This window comes from Microbacterium sp., assembly GCF_031179285.1.
Taxonomy (GTDB): Bacteria; Actinomycetota; Actinomycetes; order Actinomycetales; family Microbacteriaceae; genus Microbacterium.
Map to the genome: position 1 here is coordinate 1 of NZ_JAPSHY010000037.1, position 21,677 is coordinate 21,677.

The window sequence follows — 21,677 nt, forward strand, 5'->3', positions numbered from 1 at the left end:
CCAACCGGCGACTTCCGGCACGGTCGTCGCCTCGGCGCAGCCGCAGCTGCTCGGTGTGAGCGCCGCGCTGGTGCCCGAGCTCTCCGGCGAGGAGAACATCTGGCTGGGGACGCTCGCCATGGGCATGACCCCAGACGACGCGTACTTCGCCAAGGAGCGCATCGAGGAGTTGGCTGGCATCGGTGCAGCTATTCGGCAGCCAATGAATACGTACTCCTCCGGCATGGCCGCCCGCCTCCGGTTCGCGATCTCGGTGGCAGCCGACCCAGAAATCCTCATGATCGACGAGGCACTCTCGACCGGCGACGCGTCATTCGCGGAGCGAGCGAAGGAAGCCATGCAGGGCCTCATCGCGAGGGCGGGAACCGTCTTCCTCGTGAGCCATGCCGCGAAGACGATCGAGGACATGTGCACTCGCGCGATCTGGCTCGACGCGGGAACGCTCATCGCCGACGGACCGGCGGACGAAGTCGCGAACATGTACCGCTACTACGCGCACAGCATCGCGCTGGGCAAGACAGAAGCAGCGAAGAAGGCCCTGGTCAGCGCTACCGCTTCGTATCCGCCCGCATTCGCGCGCTGACCGATAGGACGAGGAACCCGGACGGAGTGTGACATGACACAGCACAAGGTGATGACGGTGTACGGCACGCGACCGGAAGCGATCAAAGTCGCTACCGTCATCGAGGCGCTGGAGCATGATGACCGGTTCGAGTCGATCCCTGTCGTCACCGGCCAGCATCGAGAGATGCTCGACCAGGTCAACGCGATGTTCGGGATCACACCGAAGCACGACCTCGATCTCATGCGAGCCGGTCAGCCGCTCAACAGCATTGTCTCGCGCGCGATTGCGGGCATCGACGAGCTCCTCGTCGCCGAGCGCCCGGACGTCGTCATCGTTCAGGGAGACACGTCGACCGCGATGGCCGCCGCCATCGCTGCATTCAACCGCCAGGTGACCGTTGTGCACCTAGAGGCGGGGCTGCGGACCGGCGACATCGGTTCTCCATTCCCCGAGGAAGCCAACCGGAAGCTCATCAGCCAAGTCGCAAGACTGCACCTGGCTCCCACGAAGGGGGCGCGTGACAATCTGTTCCACGAGTCGGTCGAACCCTCGACAATCGTTATCACAGGCAACACCGTCATCGATGCTCTGCTCGAGGCCGCAACCTGGGACACTGTGCCGGGCGACCCTGCAGTCGCGGAAGCGCTCGCCAGCGGACGGCCAATCATCCTCGCGACCACCCACCGTCGTGAGAACCTCGGCGACAGCATGGACGCGATCGGGCGCGCCCTCGCGAAACTCGCGAGAAAGCACAAGGACCACATCGTGATCCTCCCGGTCCACCGAAACCCGATCGTGCGTGAGTCTGTCCTCCCTCACCTCGAGGGGAAGGGCAACGTGATTGTCACAGAGCCACTTCCGTACGCGGAATTCACCAAGGTCATGGCCGCCGCGCGCATCGTCCTAACCGACTCGGGCGGGGTACAGGAAGAAGCCCCAAGCCTCGGGAAGCCGGTGCTCGTCATGCGTGAGAACACTGAACGCCCCGAAGCCGTCGAGGCCGGCACGGTCAGACTCGTGGGCACAGACTACGACCGCATCGTCTTCGAAGCGAATCATCTGCTCGAGGACAGGGATGCTTATGCCGCGATGGCCAACGCGGTCAATCCCTATGGAGATGGTAAGGCGTCGATGCGGTCGGTAGCCGCGATCGCGGAGTTGCTTGGCGTGGGCAAGCGCGAGCGCGACTTCACGGCATCGAGTTAACCCGATGACGAGCTGGGCGCATCCGAGCCTCTCGAGCCCGCGCACGTCGCGATGGGGAAGTTCGCAGTTCTTGTGGTCGAGCCTCGAACACCTGCTCGTGTCGCCGCATCTCGAAGACGGAATGCATGCGGTCCCAATCAGGGCGGGGTCGCGACAGGCCGGCGTCTACGAGTTCTACCTGAAGCAACGCAAAGGTGCGCCGGTCCTCGTGCACTTCCACGGCGCCGTTACGCGCAGCGAGGACGACGTTCCGAGAGTTGGTGGACTCGCTATCACTCAAGGGATCGATGCGACCATCCTTGTGCCTTCTGACCCCATCCTCGACTCGAACCGCGCGCTGAAGATCGGCTGGCACGCCGGTGCCCGCGGCGCCAGGGTGCACCGCATCGCGCTGGCCATCGTCTCTCACGTAGCGTCGGTGGCGGCTGCGCCTCGTATCGTCGCCTGGGGAGGGTCAGGCGGCGGATACGCCGCGCTGCGTCTCGCTCGGGACCACTCGAACACGACCGCGTTCGTTTGGAACCCGCAAACGAACATCGCTCAGTACTCGGCTCCGGCAGTGCGAGCATTCGAGCGTGCCGGCGGCTACGACAGCTCCGCCTGTTTCGCGGATAGCTCAGACATGAACTTGGCCAAGCCCGACTCATGGCGCTGGTTCCTCGGCAGCGTCATCTATTTCCAAGAGTCCTCGGATTGGCACGTCGAGAAGCACCTCATGCCCGTCCTCGAGGCGATGGGCTCCACAGAGACGATCGAGGATCTCGAGACGGCTGTGATCTCTCAACCGTCGCGCGCGTTGACTCTCGTGTTGTCTCGCTGGGGCGACGGACATGTACCGCCGCCTCGCGATGTGATCGAGTGCGTTCTGCGCGGCCTCGCTGGCCCTGCCCCGAACAACTTGGAGGTGGCTGAGTCCTGCAGGCCTATGCTGCTCGACGCCCGCCGCGAGGTTGAATCCACGTAGGAGCATATTCCGGTCTCTAAGGCGACCCGGCTACGGCTTCGGTCCTGACCGGATAGTCCTAGCTGGGTTCCCCGCGACCACGGCGCCCGCCGCGACCGGATGCAGCACCACGCTGCCTGCGCCGATCACGGCGCCGTCGCCTACGGAGCCGCCGAGGCAGACGGAGTTTGGGCCGATGTAGACGTCGTCGCCTATAACCGGGAGGCCCGCGCCTCCCGCACGCGAGCCAAGAGTCACGTTCTGCCCGATCTTCACATTGCGTCCGATGACTGAGCCCTTGTGGATTACCACCCCGATTCCCCCGTAGCCGAAGGTTGTTCCCTCGCCGATGATCGCGGCGGCTGGTACACGTGAGTTGAAGAGATCGAAGATCACGCCGTCGACGAACTGCGCTTCGAGACTGAAACCCCATCCATGAAGTTGATGTGCCACCGAATGCAGTTGAACTAGCGAGAGCCTGCGCATCTCCACTTTCAGGGCGTCCTCAGAAGCGAGGTCCAGGTCGAACGCTTCGGAGGACATCGACGGGGGCGGACTTTTCCCGACGGCCGAATGCAGAACTCTCGCGTCATTGGCAAGGCGATCGGCGCTGACGCTTGGGACGCTCTCAAGCCAGGGGCCTCTCGCCGCTGTGTCTTCGTCGACCAAACACAGCGACGTCGCGTGGCGGTGCATCAAGACGAGAGCGGCGAGCGCCGTGTGCCGGTTCCGGCCCCAGAGAGCGATCGGCCGCTTCGGCGCCACCGTGGACATCGCGGGTAGGGAGTCGGGGGAGAAGGCAGCCACCCCTCAATACTGACAGTCGATCACGCTACACCTGACGCTCGGCAAGCCGCCGTGGCCTCTAGAAGCAACCGATACTTCTCCGCTATCACGTCGTAATCGACGTTCTTCGCGACCCAAGCTCTGCCCCCATCGCGGCCGGAGAGCCGGTGCCTCGCCGCAGCGAGGCTGGTCCAGAGCTCAGCGAGGGCCCTCGCGTCGCCCGGCGCGACGACATCGCCCGCACCGGTCAAGCGCACGATATGTGCGGCCTCTCCCGCCACGAGAGCAGTGATGTGCTTCCCTGTAGCGAGTAGTTCGTAGAGCTTAGAAGGCACGGTCCATTCGAACGGCTCCCAGTCCCGCAGAGAAACCAAAACTGTATCGGCCCACGCATAATGGCCGAAGACCTCATCCGCGTCGACTCGACTCAGGAGCTCGACCGGATAGTCGAGCGCGGCGTTCAGAGCCGAGAGGTTCCTGACGTCAGCGCCATAGCCAACGATGCGAGTTTCGATCGCGAGCCCCGCGCTCCGCACAAGGGCCGTCGCGCGAATGACCGTCTCAAGCCCCTGGCTCCTTCCCACCGTCCCCATGTAGAGCACGCGAAGGGCGTCGTGATCGTGGACGGTTTCGGGCAGAACTGCGTAGCGGCCGAGGTCTGTGCCGTTCCGGATTACCTCAACGCGGTCTATACCTCGCTCGCGTAGGACCGCCGCGAAGCTCTCGGTCGTGGTGACCACCAACGCTGCACGTCGTTGCAACGCGGTGACGGCCTCGTGCACGCGCTGCTTCACGCGCTTCATCACTCCGCGCTCCTGTGCAAGGCCGGGAGTGAACGACACGAGATCTGGCCACGCATCTCGCATCTCCGCTACGAAAGGAACCCGTAGCCGACGAGCGATAAATCCTCCAGCGACAAGCGACGGCAAGCCCGGTGCCGTTGCGACGACGACGTCCGGGTGAATAGCCCCGCTTCGCACGAGTCGGCGCACCGTAGCGATGCTTGCACCCGCGACCCAGATGTGGTCGACCGTCCGCGAGATCATACTTCTGCTGTGCGGGAGGTACGCCACTCGATGAACCGTCGCTCCGTGCGCCCCTACGGCGGAGCCCCCAGGCAGAAGCGAGCGCGGCAGCCCCGCTGCTACTGAACCGGTGGGGTAGTGGGGCGGCGGAGCGACCACATGCACCTGGTGCCCGGCAGCGACGAGGCGCTCAATGAGGGCGTACCACCTGCGCTGTGGCGCGCCGTTCTCGGGCTCGAAGTAGTGCGTGAGGAGCAGAATTCGCATCAATGGCGGCGGGCGCTGCGCGGTGACCGCAATCCTTTCTCGGAGGACGATGCTCCAAGACTAGTTCACAGCACAAACACCCCGAAGTTCGGTCGCGCAGAAGAACGGCTTTCTCTGCTGGAGGGCGGATAGCCTAGGAAGATGCGCTCGACCAGGCCCTTCCACGCCTTCATCCACGGGTCCTGCGTCTCGCGCGATCTCGTAGCTACTTCGAGCGGGCGCCTGACTACGCAGACCTACGTCGCTCGACAGTCTTGGATCAGTGCCACCTCGCCCGCGTCCGCGATTCCGGATGGTCAGAGGTTGCAGTCCACGTTCCAGATTCGAAACTTGGAGGGAGACTGGAAGTCGTCCGCGTTACGAGCTCTTCGGGCGCATGCAGGAGCAGCAGACCTCGTGCTCTTCGACCTCGTGGACGAGCGCGATGGCGTCTATGAGATCACGCCTGGGCGGTTCGTCACGAACACGGCGGAGCTCCGGCGCTCCGGATGGTTGCCCGGCCGGGACGCACGACTTGTGTCATTCGGGACTGACGAGCACTTCGCCTTATGGCGCGCAGCGGCCGCGCGTGTCCGGGATGTCGCGAGCCAGGTCCGCGTGCTGGATCGCACCGTGCTCCTCGGAACCCCTTTCGCGGACTACTGTGACGACGGTGTACCGGTTGCGCCCCATGCATCGATCCCTGCAACAATCTGGAACGAGCGCTATCTCCGCTACTTCGACTACGCGCGGGAGTTGGGCTTCCGGGTGATCGAACTACCGGCAGCGTTGTCGACGTCGACTCAGACGCACACCTGGGGTCCCGCTCCCTACCACTACGTCGACGACGCCTATCGCTGGTGGGAGGAGCGCATTCAGTTGCCACGCGACGCGTAACTAGATGCGCACGGGCTGAGTCGTGAAGGGCTCGAGGCTGTCGCCGGAGGCGTCCCGCACGTAGACTCGTGCTCGGACGTTCCCCGGCGTGAGCCCCGAAAGAACGTGCGTCTCGCGATTGCTCGAGGGCACTGTAGCTAGCAGTTGAGAGCCCCTGAACCACTTGACTGTGGCCCGTTCGCCGGGCTCCAGCTCCAGGTGAACGACCGCCGTGCCGGCTACCGCACGTATCAAGAACGCTGGCCGCGCGTATGCGGCGGCGGCGGCATTCAGCAAGTGCGGCAGAGTCGTCGTGAACAGCGCGTTCGTCCCAGCGCTACCCACCCCCGGGAGCACGATTGCGTCAGCCCTGACTAAGGTGGGAGCGCTGACGGAAAGGAACGGCTGCGCGTGTTGCGAAAGATGCGGATCGGCGTCCCCAACCAGCATTGTCACCCGAGTGGCCGCCGCGTTCCGTACAGCGTCCATCACGATGTGGTCTGCCCAAGCGGCGTCGGCGGGCGATGCTCCACCTGCCATGTAGCGAAGCACTTCTGGCCGCTTGAGCAAGCTGTAGCGGCCTATGCGTGTTTGCGGCGCAGCGACGATCACGCGGCCTGCACCGACTGCCAGCCCGTGGATCAGCGCGCCGGTGCCTCCGCTGGAGGATCCGACGGCAGTTATGTTCCGTGTCGATATCCCTAGTTCAGTCGCAGTTCGGGTGATGAGCCCTTGGACCGCGGCGAAGATTCGGGTCTCCTTGGCGTGCGCGTAGTAGTAGGCGCCGTGCACGCCCCAGTTGTCGCGGATGAACAGCTTCCACGCATCCACAGATTCCAAGTCTCTCGGACTGCGATCGGAGCGCGCACCCGCTGGCCCGATCTCGGAGAAGGCGACGACAAGCCGATCGCTCGGCGTTCGCGGCGCAACGAGCATCGACGTCACCGGCGGCTCGCCTGACGTAGCCCAGGCAGGGCCGCCGTCGGCTCCCGCCGCGAGGCCAGCAGGCACCGGGAAACCCCCAGTCCGAATCGTCGTCCGCACGTCGACTGCATCGGCGAAGAACTCCAACTCCAGCGTGTAGGCGCGCACCGCTTTGCCGAAGTCGAGGAAACTCCAGCCAAGAATGTCATCTGACTTCGGATCCACGACGCGGAGGCGATATGCACTGGCAGAGTCGAAGGAGAGCTCGGCTAGTTGGCGTCCGGCGGCGTGCAACTCCACCTGATCGCCGCGCACGATGGGTCGGACCTCGGGTCCGAGATGCCACAGGAGCTGGTAGCGCCGGGTGTCGTCAGAGTGGATCTCGTCGTATACATCCACGACCGCGCCCGCCTCTCCACTTGAGGCGCGTACGGTTCGTTGATGTACTACGCCGGTGAAGCGAGTCGTCCTGCCGCGTACGAAGAGCACGTTCGCCGTGGATCCGAGGTCCGCCATTGTCGTTTCATCGACTCGACCATCATGCCGCGGCAAGCTCAGCCCGTCTACGACGAGCCCGTTATGCGCATGCGAGGAAAACGCGTACTTTGTGAGCGGGTCTTCATAGTTGTAGCCGTAGGGCCCCGCTTCGCGTAGCAATGGGATCCCGGCACTCGCCAAGTAAATACTCATCTCGTCGGAGTGCTTGTGATAGCCGCCGTTGTAGCCGGATGAGAAGTGCACGTAAGTCGCGTCGGAGTCGCCCCAGCGCTCGCGAAAAACGCCCACGCCGCTTACCGGATAGGCCGCTGCGGTCCGAGCGGGCGGCTGCCCCTCGGCGCCTCCAGTGACGGCGTACCGGAATTCGGGACTGCGGAATGCGACGAGGTTCCCGGGCGAATCTAGTCGCCGCTTCGTCGTATCGCTCACGGGCGGGTAGCAGGCGTCAGGACCGACCACTTGCGTCGCGTACTCTTCAGCGCCCTCCAGCAGGTGACTCAAGTCGTCATGCGCCTCTTGGAGCACCCCACGTCGAGTGAGCTCTGCGAGCAACGGCTGTGCGAGCAGGAGCGAGCGCACGACCAGGACGTGGTAAGCCGGGCTGTGCTCGTTAAGCACCCCCTCGGAGGTGAAGGACGCTCGCGTGAAGTCACTTAGCCGCGCTGCCGCAACTGCGGCCTCCCTGCGACGTACGTCCTCATCCAGCGGCGATAGGACCGCATCCGCCAGCAGCGCCAAGTCCTGGAACATGCCGTGATTGTTGCGGCCGCCGTAAAAGTCATCCCTGACGAGCAGGTTCCGGCACTGCTCGACGACGCGCTCAAGAGCTGGAACAGCGTCATCCGGCCACAGCCTCAACCGCAGTCCGACAAGGGCCATCAGGCGCTGGGCGGTGGTTTCGTCATGGAATGCCATCGGCGCGGTATCGCGACTGAGAGCACCGTGGAGCTTCCACCATGACTCTAGGTATGCCAGGACGCGCTCGCGAATGGTTGAGAGGACTTCAGCATCTCCGTCCTCGGCTAGAGGACCCCACTGCGCCGCGAAGAGGAAGCCGTGTAGCCTCCGCAGCTCTGACCGGTCGTCGGTCGCAGCCCAGAGCGTCTCGGGGTCCCCGGGAACGTCTCGACTCAGCCCATAGCCCGAAACGACACCGTCGCTCAACAGCCGTCGAAACGTCTCCTGCGCTAGTTCACGGCGTCCCGAGCCGGGGAGCAGCTCGAGGATCTGCGGCAGAAGGTACTCCGGCACCTGCGGGGTCATGGTGACCCGCGTAAGGCTCGCGCCAGGAGGTCTGTGACCACGTTCATGCCGTATCGCTCAGCGACGGTGTTCCGCACTTGATTCGCCTGCTGATCGCTCCACGGCGCCACGGCGCTTCGCGCGATCGAGTCGATCGTCGAATGGAGCCAGTCGGCCGGATACAGCAGATCGGATCCTCCCCACGCCAGTACCAAGGGGCGCGCGCCAGACGCGGCCCCATCCGCAATCGTGTAGTGGAAGCTCTCGAAGTCGCTCACTGAGAGCACGGCACCGACGGACCGATACCACTCGGCCATGTTCTCGTCATAGCCTTCGAAGGTGACGGCGCCCGGATGCTGCATCGCTAGGCTCTCGGCGCGCTCCGTTTCTCGCCGGTAGTAGGCGAGCTCCTCGGGCCGATTGAGCATCCAACGATACTCCTCGGGCCTGCGACCCTTCACTACGAGTGAATATCGAGGATCGAGTCGCAACACTGCTTCGATCACGTCGAGCGCACGGTCAAGCCGCTTCATTCGCGGCACGAACCCGACGAGGCCGATCCGACGGCTCGCTTCAGGGAGCTTGGCTCGCGAGAGCGCATCGACATCGACGAAGTTTGGGATGACGATCGAGCGCTCGGCGGCTACGCCGTGGCCGAGCACTGCCGACCGCCGCACTGTCTCATTGACGAATACGAACTCGTCCACAGGGGTCTGCGCGGCTCTCGCGAGATAGGGCAAGCGCAATTCCTGCATGTGAGCTCGAACGACCAATCGCTGGCCCGGCCGCTTGTGGCGGCCATACCAGACAGCATTGCCGAGTGCCCACTCCGCGAGGACGACGTCAGCATCAGCGACTAGGGACTTCGAGCGTTCCTCGTCGTGTGCGGCGTGATCGCTCCAACGGTCGATCTCGACGACGAAGCCACGGTCTTGCAGCGCCGGTATCGCTTTTTCGATGAATTTTAAATCGTGGCCCGCAATGAGCAGGCGCATCGGCTGGCTGGACACGACCAAGGCCCCCGATGTTGATTTTCCCTCTGGCGACTCGTCCGCAGCCACGGCAAGCGTTACGATCCGCGCTTCGTTGGCACGCTTCGCGTCGCACCTCACCAGCGCCTGGCGGCCTCGGGGTTCTTGGCGGCCGGCTCTGGCGAGTGCGCGCGTGCCGTCTAGTCCCTGCTCCACGAAGTCGATGCGATCCCATTCGCCGAACTGGGCGGCAAGCAACAGATCCTCGAACCAGGTGCGGCCCTTCGGCTCACACCTCGCGATCCACTCAGGCTTCGCTACTGCGTCGTCCCAGTGGGCTACCACTTCAACGCCCCGCCGCCGAAGCGAGTCACGCACGTCAGCCGGGGGCGCGCCGACGACCAGGTCGGGCAATACCGACTGTCCAAGCAGTGCGCGACCATCGCCCACCCCAAGCTCAACCGCGTAGGTGGGGCGGGCCCGCGCGGCGAGCGGGATCCCAGCGGTGCGCCCCATCACCACCAGCGCGTCGTCTGCGGTGTACGACCGGAGCACGGCCCGCATTTGGCGCCAAGCCTCGGCACGGCGCTGCTCGGGGTCGAGCGCCCAGAGGTGCACGTATCCCAAGGCATCGCTATGGGTTGCGCATACAGGGAACGAGCCTGGGAATAGCTCGTCGAGGGCACGAGAGGGCCCGGAGAGCACCACGCCGCCGCATGCTGCGATCTCCACCACCCGACGAGAGAACATCGTGGGCGACGCGGGGACGCTGTTGACGTTCAGGTGCGCAAGGTGCGTTCGATATGTGCCGACTACCTCGTCGTAGGGCAGACTGCCGCGCACTCGCGACAGCAACTCGGCCGGGAATCGGTAAGGCGAGTCGGGGCTTGAAGCCTGGCGGTCGTAGATGGCGAGCCCGACTTCATCTGCCGCTCGCAACAGGGGACGGAGCGCTCGGGTTCGATCAGGATACTTGTCGCCGTAGTAGGTCCCCGCGTAGGCGATCGAATCGTCGTCCGCGCCCGCCGCGAGAGGGTGGTGGATCCTGGGCTGCGCGAAGAAGGGCATACCGCTTACCGTTAAGAGACTGGCCGGCGCGTTCCGGTGATATTCCCTCACTAGGTCAGAGTCCACGGTGAAGACGTGATCACAAAGCCTTGCCGTGCGAAGGAACCGCTTCGTGTGCACGGGATCTTCCTTGTTCCAGAACACGGTTGGAATCCCACGCTTGCGACACGCTGCGAGAAGGGCTCTGATGTCGGAGTGCTCCTCCTTTGAGTAGTAACCGATGCCTCGATGCCACTGGCCGCCATTGCCCGCCCAAGCCGACTCGATGATCACCCATGCGAGCCCGTCAAGCTGCGTCGACCAGCGCTGCCTGTCGAGTAGTTCCACCTCCACGCTGCCCGCGATCGCTTTGGTCGTGAACTCATCTGCGATTAACCCGACCCTGACGTCGCCGAGGCCGGGGCCAGGCGGCTGCTGTGCGCGGAGCAGGTCTCGGTAGGTGCGCACGACGGGAGCACACACCGACTTCCACTGGCGCTCACGCGTGATCCACAACCGCGCCTCGCGTTCGAGCGCGGCGCGAAGCTCTTCGTCGTCGAGCAAGCGCGCGATGGCCGCCGCGAGAGACGCTGGCGACCCTGCCTCGCTTAGGAGAGCACGCTCTTGTGAATCACCCGCAAGGTCACGGTGCGGCGGCAGGTCGCTTAAGACCACGGCCTTGCCGTTGGCGAATGCCTCGATCGGCTTGAGCGGAGACACCAGCCGCGTTACGGGCTGATCGACGCGTGGACACGGCATGACGTCGAACAGAGATATCAGCCGCGGAATCTCCTCGTGCGGTCGACGCCCAATGAAGTGGACGATATCGGCGAGACCGAGGTCGCTGGCGCGCCGACGCAATTCGGCCTCGTGCGAGCCGCTGCCTGCGAGCACGACGCGGAACGCGCGCCCATACCGGCGGAGCAGAGCGGCTGCATCGAGCAGTACGTCGAGTCCTTCGTAGGGCACCATGCTGCCTGCAAAGCCGATCCAGGGAACGTCGCGTTCGATCCCGAGCGAGCTCGCGTACTCCTCGTCGATGGGGAGCGGGAGTTGGCCACGCGAATCCACCGCGTTAGGAAGGATGGCGATGCGTTGCGGGTCGACGCCTCGGATCTCGAGCACATCGGCGACTTGTCTGGTGATCGCGAGTACCTGGTCGGCCTCTCGCATCACCAGATTCTCGAGCCTCACCTGCAGCGCGTACCGCTCGGTTTCGTCCCATCCTGGCCGTGTCGACGCTGCGGACAGCTCCCAGAGTCCGCGGACCTCGTAGACGAACGGGAGCCCAAGCCGGCGAGCAGTGATCAGCGCTGGCAGCGCGGTCAGGTAGTTGGATGCGGCGTGAACCACTTCTGGCCTCTGACGCCTGGCCTCGCGCAGGAATGCATCGGCGGCTTCATCGATTGCCTCGACAGCACTTGCCTCAGAGAGGGATGTCCCAGGGTGGTGCACGTATTCAATGCCGCCGCGCTCTACTGCCGTTCGAACGCGTGGTCCCTGAAACCCGCTGTCCCATGGGTAGCCGGCTCGCGCGACGACGAACACGTCAGCTCCGTTCGCAGCGAGCCCCTGCGCCACTCCACCGGTGCGGACGGAGTATCCGTTGGTCCCATAGACCGGCGTCGAATGCGCGCAGTACATAACGCGCCCCGGCTCTGTGCGTAGCGCCGTGCCTGCCGCACGAGGCGGCACGGCGTAGCCGTGCTCGAACAGATACGAAGCGGACCGAATCTGCTCCGCGAGGTGCTGTACCGGTCCCTGCGCAAGGTCGACGAGGTCCGCATAGCGAGCAAGCAAAGCGGCGGGTCGACTGATCTCGCCCTCGGTGAACCACAGAGCGTTCAGCACGCGACGGAGCGAGTCGGGCGAAGGCTCTTTCTCGAGCTGTTCTAGCAACTCCGCCGTCGTGACCGCCGGCGGAGTCAATGCAGCAGACTGACCGGCCGCAAGAGCTTGGTCAGAGTGGCGCCCAAGCGCCCGCTCGTCCGGGTTCGGCGACTCGGCGCTTCCTGTCGTTCCGCCCACGTCAGCCGGCGAGGACGCGTTGTCCCTCTGCACCAAACGTCGAGCAACGCGAGCGGGCGCAAGTACGCCCCGTCCGATCATCATGGCTCGAGACCCGCGAATGCGCTTGAGATCAGCACGCAGTTGGCGATTCTCGGCGGCTGCCGAGTCAAGCTCTGACCGGAGCTGTCGGACTTCGCCCTCCAGCACTTCCACGGCCTTTCGAGCCGCTGACGCGCTGCGCGCCTTGCCCTGTGCGTCGGCCAGCTTGCGGTTCAACCCCTGTCGCTCGCGTTCCCACCTTTGCGACCGAGCAAGCAAACCGACGTACTTGTTGATCGCTGTCTCAGGGTCGCGGAGCAGACGCTTGACATGGCCGCGCGCAGGAAGCCCTTGCGGGCGGGACTCGTCGTTGCCTCGATGCATCGTGGGTTCCTGACGGATCTACCGCCACATTCCCTTCGTATCCACGAGAACTTTCTCTGCCAGCGCATCACGACTGAGAGTCTTGAACTGGTGGTGGTCGACAAGAGCGAGCACGATGTCGGCTCGGTCGATCGCAATGTCTACCTCAGCGAGCTCGACATTGCTGCACTCGGCGAGCGAGTCGGGCAACTGGTCGATATTGGGCTCGACGACCAGCAGTCGTGCGTGCTGCAGTTCGGTCGCGAGGCGCTCGACAATCGCCTTCGACGGGGACTCGCGCAGATCGTCGATGTCAGCCTTGAACGCGATGCCGAGCGCGGCGATCACCGGCTCGCGGAACCTCGCGGCCTTGGCCATGACTTTCTCGAGCACGAAGTCGGGCTTCGCGTCGTTCACCTCCCGAGCCAGCCGTATGAGCTTGGCCTCTTCGGGCGCCGCAGCGACGATGAACCACGGATCGACGGCGATGCAATGCCCCCCCACGCCGGGACCGGGCTGCAAGATGTTCACACGCGGGTGGTGATTGGCGAGCTCGATGAGCTTCCACACGTCGATGTCGAGCCGGTCGCTGATCACCGAGAGCTCGTTGGCGAACGCAATGTTGACGTCGCGATAGGAGTTCTCAACGAGCTTCGCCATCTCGGCGGTGCGCGCATCCGTCAGGAGCAACTCGCCCTTGCAGAACGTGGCGTAGAGATCGCGAGCCTTCTCGGCAGCCTCGGACGTGACACCGCCGATGATCCGGTCGTTGTCGACGATCTCGATCATGATGCGGCCCGGAAGCACCCGCTCGGGGCAGTGCGCGAGGTAGAGCGAGTTGTGCTCCCCCGGCTCAAGCGTGAGGTCGGGACGCGCGTCGAGGATGTACTGCCCCATCTGCTCGGTGAGGCCCGGAGGAGAAGTGGATTCGAGGATCACGAGCTCACCGCCCCGCAGCTGCGGCGCGATCGACTCGGCAGCCGCACGCACGTACTTCGGGTCCACATCGTAGGACTCGGTGAAGGGCGTCGGGACGGCAACGATGTACGACTGCGCGTGCGGAACCGTCGCCTGCGCTCGCAAGCGCCCTTGCGCGACGACGCCAGCAACGACCGCCTCGAGGTCAGGCTCGACGAACGGCACGCGACCCGCATTGATCTCCTCGACGTGACGCGGGTTGACGTCGACGCCCGTGACGTCGTTGCCGTTCGCCGCCAGGATGGCAGCGGTAGGAAGTCCGATATAGCCGAGCCCAACGACGCAGACGGTCTGGGTGGGTTCCATGGATGCTTGGTCCTCGTAGATCGCGACTCCCGACGGAGTCGGTGCAGGTGCTCATGCTCAGAACGTGCGGAAGCGCGCCCCAACACGGCAACCTATCGGCAAACTTGCCGCCATACCACTTTCGCCTGGGGAGTCTGCTCAACGTCGCTTGGGGCCTCATCGCGCACGAGGGGTATCGTGAGGGAGCGCTAGACCAACGCGCCCAACGACCGCGGGAGAGTAGTGACCCACGCAGACGATCGCGCGGTGCACGTGCTCGTCTACGGCAGCTGTGTCGCACGCGACACCATGGAGTTCGCCGAGCCGGCGGGCACCTCGTTGCGTGGCTACATCGCTCGGCAGTCGCTCATCTCTGCCGGGAGCGACGCACTCCCCCATCTGCCCGAGCGACTGAGCGTCTCGTCGAAGTTCCAGGAGCGGATGATCAGGGCTGACTTCGCGGGCAGCCTCTTCGACCGGCTCGAGTCGCTCGCGCCCGAGATCGATGTGCTCCTCTGGGACCTCGCCGATGAGCGGCACGGCGTCTACCGCTTCGCCGACGGCACGGTCGTGACCCGCAGCATCGACAACATCCGCATGCCAGAGCTCGACGACATGTTCGCGGAGGCAGAGCACATCCCGCTCGGAAGCGCCGAGCACTTCGCACTGTGGCGCGACCGTGTGGCTTTGTTCGAGGACCGGCTGCGATCGCTGGGCCTGTTCGACCGCACGGTCGCGCTTCTCGTGCCTTGGGCCGTGCTCACCACCGAGGGCAAGCCCTCCCCCTGGAGCATGGGCGTGCGCGCCAAGGACGCGAACGAGCGCTACGAGCCCTACTACGCGCTGCTGCGCGAGCGCGGCTTCCGCATGGTGGAGCTGCCCGTGGATGTCGTGCTCGCCGACCCGCAGCACCGCTGGGGCCTCGCGCCGTTCCACTACACGCCGGCGGTCTACCGAGAGGTGCTGCGGCAGCTCCGCGAAGTGCACGGCTTCGAAGGGCTCGTCGAAGCGACGCAGTGAGCTTCAGATGACCACGTGCTCGTGGGCGAGGCCGAAGCTCAGCACGTCGCTGTTCGCCAGGATCCGCTCGTCCTCGGTGCGCCAGGTGTGGCCGTCGCGAGCGCCGCGCATCTGGATGAAGTTGAATCGGTCCGCGCTGTAGATGCCGCCGCCGGCGGCGAGGATCGCCCGCTGGAAGGTGGTGTCCTCGCCGAGCGTGCGGTCCTCGAAGGGCGTCTCGGCCCACGTCGCACGCGGGCCGACCATGGTGGGCCCGCCCACGAGGTCGGCCCAGCGGTGCTCGCGGTGCGGGTGCTGCAGCACCGTCGCATCCATCGACTCGAGGTAGAGGTAGCGCGCCTCCTTGCCCACGAGCTCGGCACCGGAGTAGTCGAGCGCGAAGCACGCGTCGAGCAGGTAGTGCTCGCCGTAGAGGTCGTCGTCGTCGAACTTCGCGATGACGTCGCCGTCGCTCGCACCTACGAGGGCGTTGAGGTTCGCACCGAGCGAGCGATCCATGCCGGCGCGCAGCACGACGAGCTCGGCGAGGCCAGCCTCGCGCGCGAGCGCCTGCAGCGTCGCGTCGGACTCGTCGAAGCCGTGCAGCATGAGCACGAGCTGCACGTCGACATCGACCTGCCGGGCGGCGGTCTCGATGATGCCCGGCACAAGGTGCGGCCGGATCGTGGGGGCGATCACGCTCACGCGCGGTCGGCGCGGCGCGGCCGGGTCGGCGATGCCGACCGACTCGAGCACCTGCGCCGCGCGGTGGGAGAAGGTGTGGTGGCGCCAGATGTGGCGCTGGGCGAGGTGCACCTGGCGGTCGCGGAGCTCCGGCGAGCGCACGAGCGCGCGGAGGGTCAGCTCCGCCTCCTCCTGGTCGTCGACGATCGCCACCTCGCCGTTCGGGAACCAGTGCTCCACCGCGCGGCTGCGGGTCGAGACGACCGGCGTGCCGCTCGCGAGGATCTCGAACACGCGCCGCGCGAGCATCGTGGGGCTGTCGACGACCGAGTTGACGTTGAGCATCACCTTGTGCGCCCGGTAGGCCGTCAGCATCCGCTCGTAGTCGAGAGACCCCCGCACATGCGGTTCGAAGCGCTCGGGGAAGCGGTACTTCGGGTCGTTCTCGAAGCGAGAGTAGATGTCGAAGCCGATGCCCCGCCGCTGCGCCACGGCCGCCGCGGCGCCCAGCAGCAGATCCATCTGCGCCTGCCGCTCGGGGAACTTGTGCGACCAGTAGCTGCCGCCGAAGCCGATGTCGCGCACCTGGTGCAGGCCCTTCTGCCGCATCGGGTGGTGCAGAGCGGGCTGGGCGGCGAAGGCGAGCTCCTCGACGCGGTCGTGACCGAGCGCCTCGCGGTAGCGCTCGATGAGCGCGGCGTCGGTCGTGAACACGCGGTCGAAGATGCGGGCGGTGTCGAGGAAGTCGTCGAAGTGCGGCGGGTCCTCCTTGTTCCAGAAGGCGGTGGGGATGCCCTGCTCGCGGCAGTGCGCCACGAGCGCTCGCAGCGCCTCGCTCGGCGCCTTCGACCCGGTGAGCTGGTAGCGCCAGGCACCGCTCGAGCCGGCCCACGCGGACTCGACGAGCAGCAGGTCGATCGGCGTCGCAGCGAGCTGCTCTCGCCACCCCTGCGGCGTCACCTCGACGACGTCGAACTCGTAGCCCCACGCGCTCGCCGAGAAGGTGTCCATGATGACGCCGACTCGGACGCCGGGGCGTCGCGTCGCTCGCGGCGCGACGGGCCAGACCGGCATGTCGTCGTCGAGGCTCCTGGCGGGCGCCGCGACGTCGCCGTTGCGCTCGGCTGCGCGCCGTCGCAGCATCCATGAGCGCATCTGCTTGAGGCCGCCCTTGCGAAGGTGCCACAGGCCCGTGCGAAGGGTCTGCAGGCCCATCACGATCTCCATTCCGAGCGCCCCGAGCGCGCCGACTCGCGCCAGTCTAGGGCGGGCGATGCGCGTTGGCAGGCAACGGCGCTTCCGGGCGAAACGGCGGAGATCGCACCGGCGCGCACGGAGGGCGAGCGCTCTTCTCGCACATCCTTCGCACGAGAGAGGCCACACTCGAAGCATGCGCGATCACCGAGGCGGCTCCCGAGGCGCGACGAGCGCGCCGCTGCGGAGGCTCGGCGCGGTCGGGCTCGTGCTGCTCGCACCCGCAGTCCTGCTGGTGACGCTCTGGCCCACGCACTTCCTCCTCAGCGCCAAGCCGCGCGTGACCCGGGGCATCGAGTGGCTCCGCGCCCGGGAGCTCTTCGACTGGCTCACGTGGAGCCGGCTCGAGGTGCTCGCGAACGTCGGGATGTTCGTGCCCGTCGCGCTGCTCCTCACCTTCGTCGCCGGTGCGCGGCGCTGGTGGATCGTCGTGGCGATGTGCGTGGCGCTGAGCGCCGCGATCGAGCTCGTCCAGGCGTTCATGCCGGGCCGAGTCGCGGCCGCGCTCGACGTGGTGGCGAACACCCTCGGCGCGCTCATCGGCGCGCTGCTCGCGGTGGTGGTCCAAGCGCTCGTGCTGCGCTTCCGCGCCCGCCGAGCGGACCGCATCCCCTCCCGCGTCGCCGCGCCCGACCGTCCCTAGGTCCCCGCTCCGATAGCCTCCGAAGGGCCGATGCCCGCCGTGCCGCCGATCGATGAGGAGCCTCCATGCTGGATGCGCTGCGCGGCGCCCGGCGTTCGCGCGAGCACCGGCGGGCGATGCAGGAGCTCGATCGCCGCGAGCGGCAGCTGCGGCCCGGCTACAAGGTCTGGGGCTACAAGAACGTCTTCGCGAAGGGCTTCCTCGTCACGCGCGGGGAAGCCGCGCCGCCTCGCGACACGTGGGAGCGCGCGACGATCGGCCCGTGGCGCGCGATCGTCGACCCGGAGCTCGAGCGCAGTGCGGCGACGTCGGCGGACGCGGCGGTGCTCGTGCTGGGGCACGCCTTCGACGAGGGCGGCGCGCGCACGCGCGACCGAGTCGCGTCGCGCATCCTTCGCGCCGCAGAGGCGTCCGGCGGCGTCGACGCGCAGACGCGCGCGATGGATGCCGTGGTCACGTGGCTCTCGGGCCGCTATGTCGTGCTCGTGGCTCGCGGCGAGCGGCTCGACGCCTACGCCGATCCGCTCGCGGCGCGGTCGATCTACTGGCATGCCGGCGCCTCCGGCCCGGCGCTCGCCTCCCACACCGAGCTGCTCTCGTCGCTCGCCGGCGGGCTGTCGAGCGAGCGGATGCGCTGGATCGCCGACAATCGCGACTACCGCGCTCCCGCCGGCCGCTGGCTGCCCGGACTCATCACGCCGCACGACGAGGTGGGCCAGGTCTACGCCAACGGGCGACTCACGGTGCAGGGCGATGCGGTCTCGCACGAGCGGTTCTTCCCGAGCGACGACCGGGTCGAGCTCTCGCTCGCCGACGCCGGTGAGCGCTTCCGCGACGAGCTGCGCGCGCAGGTGCAGAACTGGATCTCGATCGCTCCGCTCACCGTCCTGTCGCTCACCGCGGGGCGCGACTCGCGGGCGGTGCTCGAGGCGGGCCTCGTCGAGCTGCAGCGCGCGCGGGCGATGACGATGACCTACCACCCGTTCCACGTCGCGTCGAAGAGCACCTACCAGGACTTCCACGCCGCGGCGCGGCTCTCGGCCGCCGCCGGGCTGCCGCACCTCGGCATCGACGTGGCGGCGATGCAGCCCACCTCGCAGATGGCGGGGCTCTACCGCTCGACCTTCCCGACGTGGCAGCGCTACGCGAACCTCGCGAACGCGCTGTACCTGCACAGCCCTGCTCGCGCCGCGACGATCTTCGGCGTCGGCGGCGCGATCATCACCGGGATGTGGAAGGACACCTCCGACCGGCACCTCACGCCGCAGCTGCTCGCCTCGAAGTACACGAGCTCCGCCTTCGCCGACGATCCGGCCCTCCACGCAGAGCTCGAGCGCTGGATGGCGTTCACCGACTTCTCGATCGACGCCCTCCGCGGCTACGACTTCTACGACTTCTACCACTGGGAGCACCGCATGACGAAGTGGGCAGGGAGCGGCTACTCCGAGTACGACCTCGCCACCATCCCCGCTCCCGTGCTCAGCTCCCGCCGGCTGCTCGTCGCCGCCCTCTCGCTCCCGAAGCAGCAGCGCGTCGACGCCGAGGTCTACCGCTACATCTCGACCGACGGAGAGCTCGGCACCGCACCCCGATAGCCTCGACCGACTCGACAGGATCAGGGGGCGCGATGCGCAAGCGGATGCGGATGCGGACGAAGGCAGGCTCGCTCGGCCTGGCCGCCGTGCTGGCAGTGACGCTCATGAGCGGGTGCACCCCGGACGAGCCCACGCCCTCGGCGACCGCCACCCCGACGCAGAGCCCCCGAGCCGTCGCACCGACGCCCACGCCCACGCCCACGCCCACGCCGACCGAGCCCGCCGATCCGCTCCCCGAGGGCCCCGTGACGGCGCTGCTGCTCGGCACCGACTCGCGCACGCCCGGCAGCATGACCGGCAACGCCGACGCCATCATGGTCGCGCAGATCTCCGCCGACCGCGAGACGCTCTCGCTCGTCTCGATCACCCGCGACTCGTGGGTCTCCATCCCCGGCGCCGGGTCCGGCAAGATCAACGCCGCGTTCGCGATCGGCGGCACGCCGATGATGACGGCGACGGTCTCCGAGCTCTTCGGCGGACTCGAGATCGACTACGTCGTGCAGGCCGACTTCGAGGGGTTCATCGGCCTCACGCGAGCGCTCGAGGGCTTCGACGCCGAGAACCAGCACCCGACCCAGGTGACGGTGCAGAGCACGGGTCGAGTGGTCGACTTCACCGCCGACCCCGTGCACCTCTCGGGCACCGACGGTCTCATCTACGTGCGCCAGCGCAAGGGACTCCCCCTCGGCGACCTCGATCGCGCCGAGCGGCAGCGCGCCGCCGTCATCGGCATGCTCGACCGCATCGACGAGATCGCGACGAACGACCCCGTCGCGCTGCCGATCGTGTTCGGGCACTTCGCCTCGCGGCTCAAGATCACCGGTGAGCTCTCGATCGAGGACATGGTCGCCCTCGCATCGCTCAGCCAGCAGCTCGAGCGCGACGACGTCGTCAGCCTCATGGCACCCATCGAGGGATTCGGCGACCGGGGCGGGCAGTCGGTCAACGTCGTCGACGAAGCGCAGACCGCCGCGCTCGGCGAGGCGCTGCGCTCGGGAGACGTCCGCGCCTACGTCGATCGGTACGGCACCGGCTACGCGCCGTAAGGGGCGCTGCGATCAGCCCAGGCCGCCGGTGCCGGGATCGGGGACCGGCGGGATGGGCGGCAGCTCGGGCTCGGGCTCCGGCTCGGGCTCGGGCCCCGGAGTCTCGGGCGGCGGCGGGATGCTCGGGAGCGGCTCGCTCGGCGCCGGCGGGACCGGCGCCGGCGGCGCCGGCGGCATCGGAGCGCCCGGTGCCGGCTCGACCGGTGCATCGACCGGGGGCGGCTGCACGGGCCGGGGCCGCGCCGGTGTGGGCTGCTCGATCGCCGGCGGCGCCGGCTGCTCGGCAGTCGCCGCAGCCTCCTCCGCCGCGGCCACGGCCGCGGCCTCGACGTCGCGCGCTGCCGTCGCTCGGTCGCTGAGCAGCCCGATGACGTCGAAGACGCGGGCGGTGCCCGCGAGCTCGTCCGCGGTCAGCTCTGCGAGCTCGGCATCGATCGCATCGAACCGGTCGAACGCGTCGGCGGGCGCCGCCTCGAAGCTCGACCGCAGGAGCGCGACCTCGGCACGGCTCCGCGCCGTCGCGGCCGCGAGCTCGCCCAAGCGCTGCAGAGTCGACTCGAGCTCGACCACGCGCTCGTCGTCGACATCGGCGGGGTCGCCGAGCGCCCTCCACTGGCGCGCGAGCGCGTCCGCTCGCTCTGCGGTCACGGAGCCGATCGGTGCGCGTCGCTCCCGTGCTCCCGCGAGGCACGCCTCCATGTCGGGCGCATCGCGATCGATCGACGCTCGGGCGCGGTCGGCCTCCTCGAGGAGCCGACCCTCCGCCATCGCCTCGAGCGAGGGCAGCCCTTCCTCCGCGAAGGCGGCGCGCTCCGCGTCGCCGAACACGCCCGCCGCCTCCGGGATCGCACGCGCGTCGGGCAGCACATCGCTCGCGCGCTGCTCGGCGCGCACGGCGTCGCGGAGCCTGGCGTCGAGCTCGCACTCGGCGACATCGCGGTCGTCTCGCCACTGCTCGATCGCGGCGGCAGCGAACTCGGCGTGCGCTTGCGAGTTCCAGGCCGCGACAGCCCCGGCGCCGACGAGCGCGCTCGTCGCGAGCACGACGCCGCCGCCGATCCAGCGCCGGCGGTTGCGGGCGCGGTGGCGCTCGGCGAGCACGACCTTGCGGCGCTCGGCCTCCTGCTCCGCTGTCAGCGGCGGTCGGCGCTCAGGCTCGTCCTCCACGCGGTTCCCGTCTCCCAGTTCATCTGGCGCTGTCGATGGTATGGCAGGCGGGGGCTCGCGCCGGCGACGCGGCGCAGCGACACTCCTCCCATCCATCGCGGAGCGGTGGATGGGAGGATCGAACCGTGAGCACGCGCGGATGGATCGCGATCGCGGTCGGCATGCTCGTCGGCTTCGCGATCGGCATGCTCCTGTCTCCACCGCTCGGCGGGATCCGCGCCGCCATCGCGGGTGGAGCAGCCGTGCTCATCTACTTCCAGCTCCGGCGCCTCTGGCGGCGCTCGC

General features: G+C 67.2%; 15 protein-coding genes. 8 read left to right on the plus strand and 7 right to left on the minus strand.

From position 1 onward, the window contains the following. From RIN18_RS15885 to RIN18_RS15895, 3 genes are all read left to right on the plus strand, one after another. Nucleotides 1–583: ABC transporter ATP-binding protein (locus RIN18_RS15885; protein ID WP_375163542.1), on the plus strand; the 583-nt coding region annotated here is incomplete at its 5' end. A 33-nt stretch (nt 584–616) separates the two neighbouring features. After that, nucleotides 617–1,771 (plus strand): non-hydrolyzing UDP-N-acetylglucosamine 2-epimerase, encoded by a 1,155-nt coding sequence (gene wecB / locus RIN18_RS15890; protein ID WP_309104965.1) that lies wholly within the window; start codon nt 617–619, stop codon nt 1,769–1,771. A 301-nt stretch (nt 1,772–2,072) separates the two neighbouring features. After that, on the plus strand, nt 2,073–2,735 hold the full coding sequence (locus RIN18_RS15895; protein ID WP_309104966.1) for a hypothetical protein: 663 nt from the start codon (nt 2,073–2,075) through the stop codon (nt 2,733–2,735). Nucleotides 2,736–2,765: 30 nt separating this feature from the next. Here the strand turns inward: RIN18_RS15895 and RIN18_RS15900 are convergent, their stop codons facing one another. Together RIN18_RS15900 and RIN18_RS15905 are read right to left on the minus strand one after the other, a co-directional pair. Further along, on the minus strand, nt 2,766–3,521 hold the full coding sequence (locus RIN18_RS15900) for a DapH/DapD/GlmU-related protein (RefSeq protein ID WP_309104967.1): 756 nt from the start codon (nt 3,519–3,521) through the stop codon (nt 2,766–2,768). 20 nt (nt 3,522–3,541) lie between these two features. Then, on the minus strand, nt 3,542–4,792 hold the full coding sequence (locus RIN18_RS15905; protein WP_309104968.1) for a glycosyltransferase family 4 protein: 1,251 nt from the start codon (nt 4,790–4,792) through the stop codon (nt 3,542–3,544). A 141-nt stretch (nt 4,793–4,933) separates the two neighbouring features. Here RIN18_RS15905 and RIN18_RS15910 point away from each other — a divergent pair, with 141 nt between their 5' ends. After that, nucleotides 4,934–5,668 carry a DUF6270 domain-containing protein gene (locus RIN18_RS15910; protein WP_309104969.1) on the plus strand — a complete coding sequence of 245 codons (735 nt, stop codon included), beginning with the start codon at nt 4,934–4,936 and terminating at the stop codon, nt 5,666–5,668. On the opposite strand, the gene RIN18_RS15915 is transcribed toward RIN18_RS15910, so the two are convergent. From RIN18_RS15915 to wecC, 3 genes are read right to left on the minus strand one after another with little or no spacing between them, the layout of a single operon-like run. Continuing rightward, on the minus strand, nt 5,669–8,332 hold the full coding sequence (locus RIN18_RS15915; RefSeq protein WP_309104970.1) for a heparinase II/III family protein: 2,664 nt from the start codon (nt 8,330–8,332) through the stop codon (nt 5,669–5,671). Further along, on the minus strand, nt 8,329–12,762 hold the full coding sequence (locus tag RIN18_RS15920; protein ID WP_309104971.1) for a glycosyltransferase: 4,434 nt from the start codon (nt 12,760–12,762) through the stop codon (nt 8,329–8,331). Before RIN18_RS15920 ends, RIN18_RS15915 begins: the two co-directional genes overlap by 4 nt. Before the next feature lie 18 nt (nt 12,763–12,780). Continuing rightward, a complete protein-coding gene (gene wecC, locus RIN18_RS15925; protein WP_309104972.1) occupies nt 12,781–14,025 on the minus strand; it encodes a UDP-N-acetyl-D-mannosamine dehydrogenase in 1,245 nt (414 codons plus the stop codon). 222 nt (nt 14,026–14,247) lie between these two features. On the opposite strand from wecC, the gene RIN18_RS15930 reads away from it, so the two are divergent. Continuing rightward, nucleotides 14,248–15,024, plus strand: a complete 777-nt coding sequence (locus tag RIN18_RS15930) for a DUF6270 domain-containing protein (RefSeq protein WP_309104973.1) — start codon at nt 14,248–14,250, stop codon at nt 15,022–15,024. A 3-nt stretch (nt 15,025–15,027) separates the two neighbouring features. On the opposite strand, the gene RIN18_RS15935 is transcribed toward RIN18_RS15930, so the two are convergent. Beyond that, nucleotides 15,028–16,914 carry a glycosyltransferase gene (locus tag RIN18_RS15935; RefSeq protein ID WP_309104974.1) on the minus strand — a complete coding sequence of 629 codons (1,887 nt, stop codon included), beginning with the start codon at nt 16,912–16,914 and terminating at the stop codon, nt 15,028–15,030. Between the two features lie 163 nt (nt 16,915–17,077). Here RIN18_RS15935 and RIN18_RS15940 point away from each other — a divergent pair, with 163 nt between their 5' ends. From RIN18_RS15940 to RIN18_RS15950, 3 genes are all read left to right on the plus strand, one after another. After that, a complete protein-coding gene (locus RIN18_RS15940) occupies nt 17,078–17,584 on the plus strand; it encodes a VanZ family protein (RefSeq protein WP_309104975.1) in 507 nt (168 codons plus the stop codon). A 65-nt stretch (nt 17,585–17,649) separates the two neighbouring features. Next, a complete protein-coding gene (locus tag RIN18_RS15945; RefSeq protein WP_309104976.1) occupies nt 17,650–19,179 on the plus strand; it encodes a hypothetical protein in 1,530 nt (509 codons plus the stop codon). Nucleotides 19,180–19,229: 50 nt separating this feature from the next. Beyond that, nucleotides 19,230–20,225 carry an LCP family protein gene (locus tag RIN18_RS15950; RefSeq protein ID WP_309104977.1) on the plus strand — a complete coding sequence of 332 codons (996 nt, stop codon included), beginning with the start codon at nt 19,230–19,232 and terminating at the stop codon, nt 20,223–20,225. Nucleotides 20,226–20,237: 12 nt separating this feature from the next. Here the strand turns inward: RIN18_RS15950 and RIN18_RS15955 are convergent, their stop codons facing one another. Then, nucleotides 20,238–21,392 (minus strand): hypothetical protein, encoded by a 1,155-nt coding sequence (locus RIN18_RS15955; protein WP_309104978.1) that lies wholly within the window; start codon nt 21,390–21,392, stop codon nt 20,238–20,240. Between the last annotated feature and the right edge of the window lie 285 nt (nt 21,393–21,677).

What these genes read in the sequence shown, in the direction of transcription:
- wecB (WP_309104965.1), top strand. Translation starts at nt 617, where the DNA reads ATGACACAGCACAAGGTGATGACGGTGTACGGCACGCGACCGGAAGCG.
- RIN18_RS15905 (WP_309104968.1), bottom strand. Translation starts at nt 4,792, where the DNA reads ATGCGAATTCTGCTCCTCACGCACTACTTCGAGCCCGAGAACGGCGCG.
- RIN18_RS15910 (WP_309104969.1), top strand. Translation starts at nt 4,934, where the DNA reads ATGCGCTCGACCAGGCCCTTCCACGCCTTCATCCACGGGTCCTGCGTC.
- RIN18_RS15915 (WP_309104970.1), bottom strand. Translation starts at nt 8,332, where the DNA reads ATGACCCCGCAGGTGCCGGAGTACCTTCTGCCGCAGATCCTCGAGCTG.
- RIN18_RS15920 (WP_309104971.1), bottom strand. Translation starts at nt 12,762, where the DNA reads ATGCATCGAGGCAACGACGAGTCCCGCCCGCAAGGGCTTCCTGCGCGC.
- wecC (WP_309104972.1), bottom strand. Translation starts at nt 14,025, where the DNA reads ATGGAACCCACCCAGACCGTCTGCGTCGTTGGGCTCGGCTATATCGGA.
- RIN18_RS15935 (WP_309104974.1), bottom strand. Translation starts at nt 16,914, where the DNA reads ATGGAGATCGTGATGGGCCTGCAGACCCTTCGCACGGGCCTGTGGCAC.
- RIN18_RS15940 (WP_309104975.1), top strand. Translation starts at nt 17,078, where the DNA reads ATGCGCGATCACCGAGGCGGCTCCCGAGGCGCGACGAGCGCGCCGCTG.
- RIN18_RS15945 (WP_309104976.1), top strand. Translation starts at nt 17,650, where the DNA reads ATGCTGGATGCGCTGCGCGGCGCCCGGCGTTCGCGCGAGCACCGGCGG.
- RIN18_RS15950 (WP_309104977.1), top strand. Translation starts at nt 19,230, where the DNA reads ATGCGGACGAAGGCAGGCTCGCTCGGCCTGGCCGCCGTGCTGGCAGTG.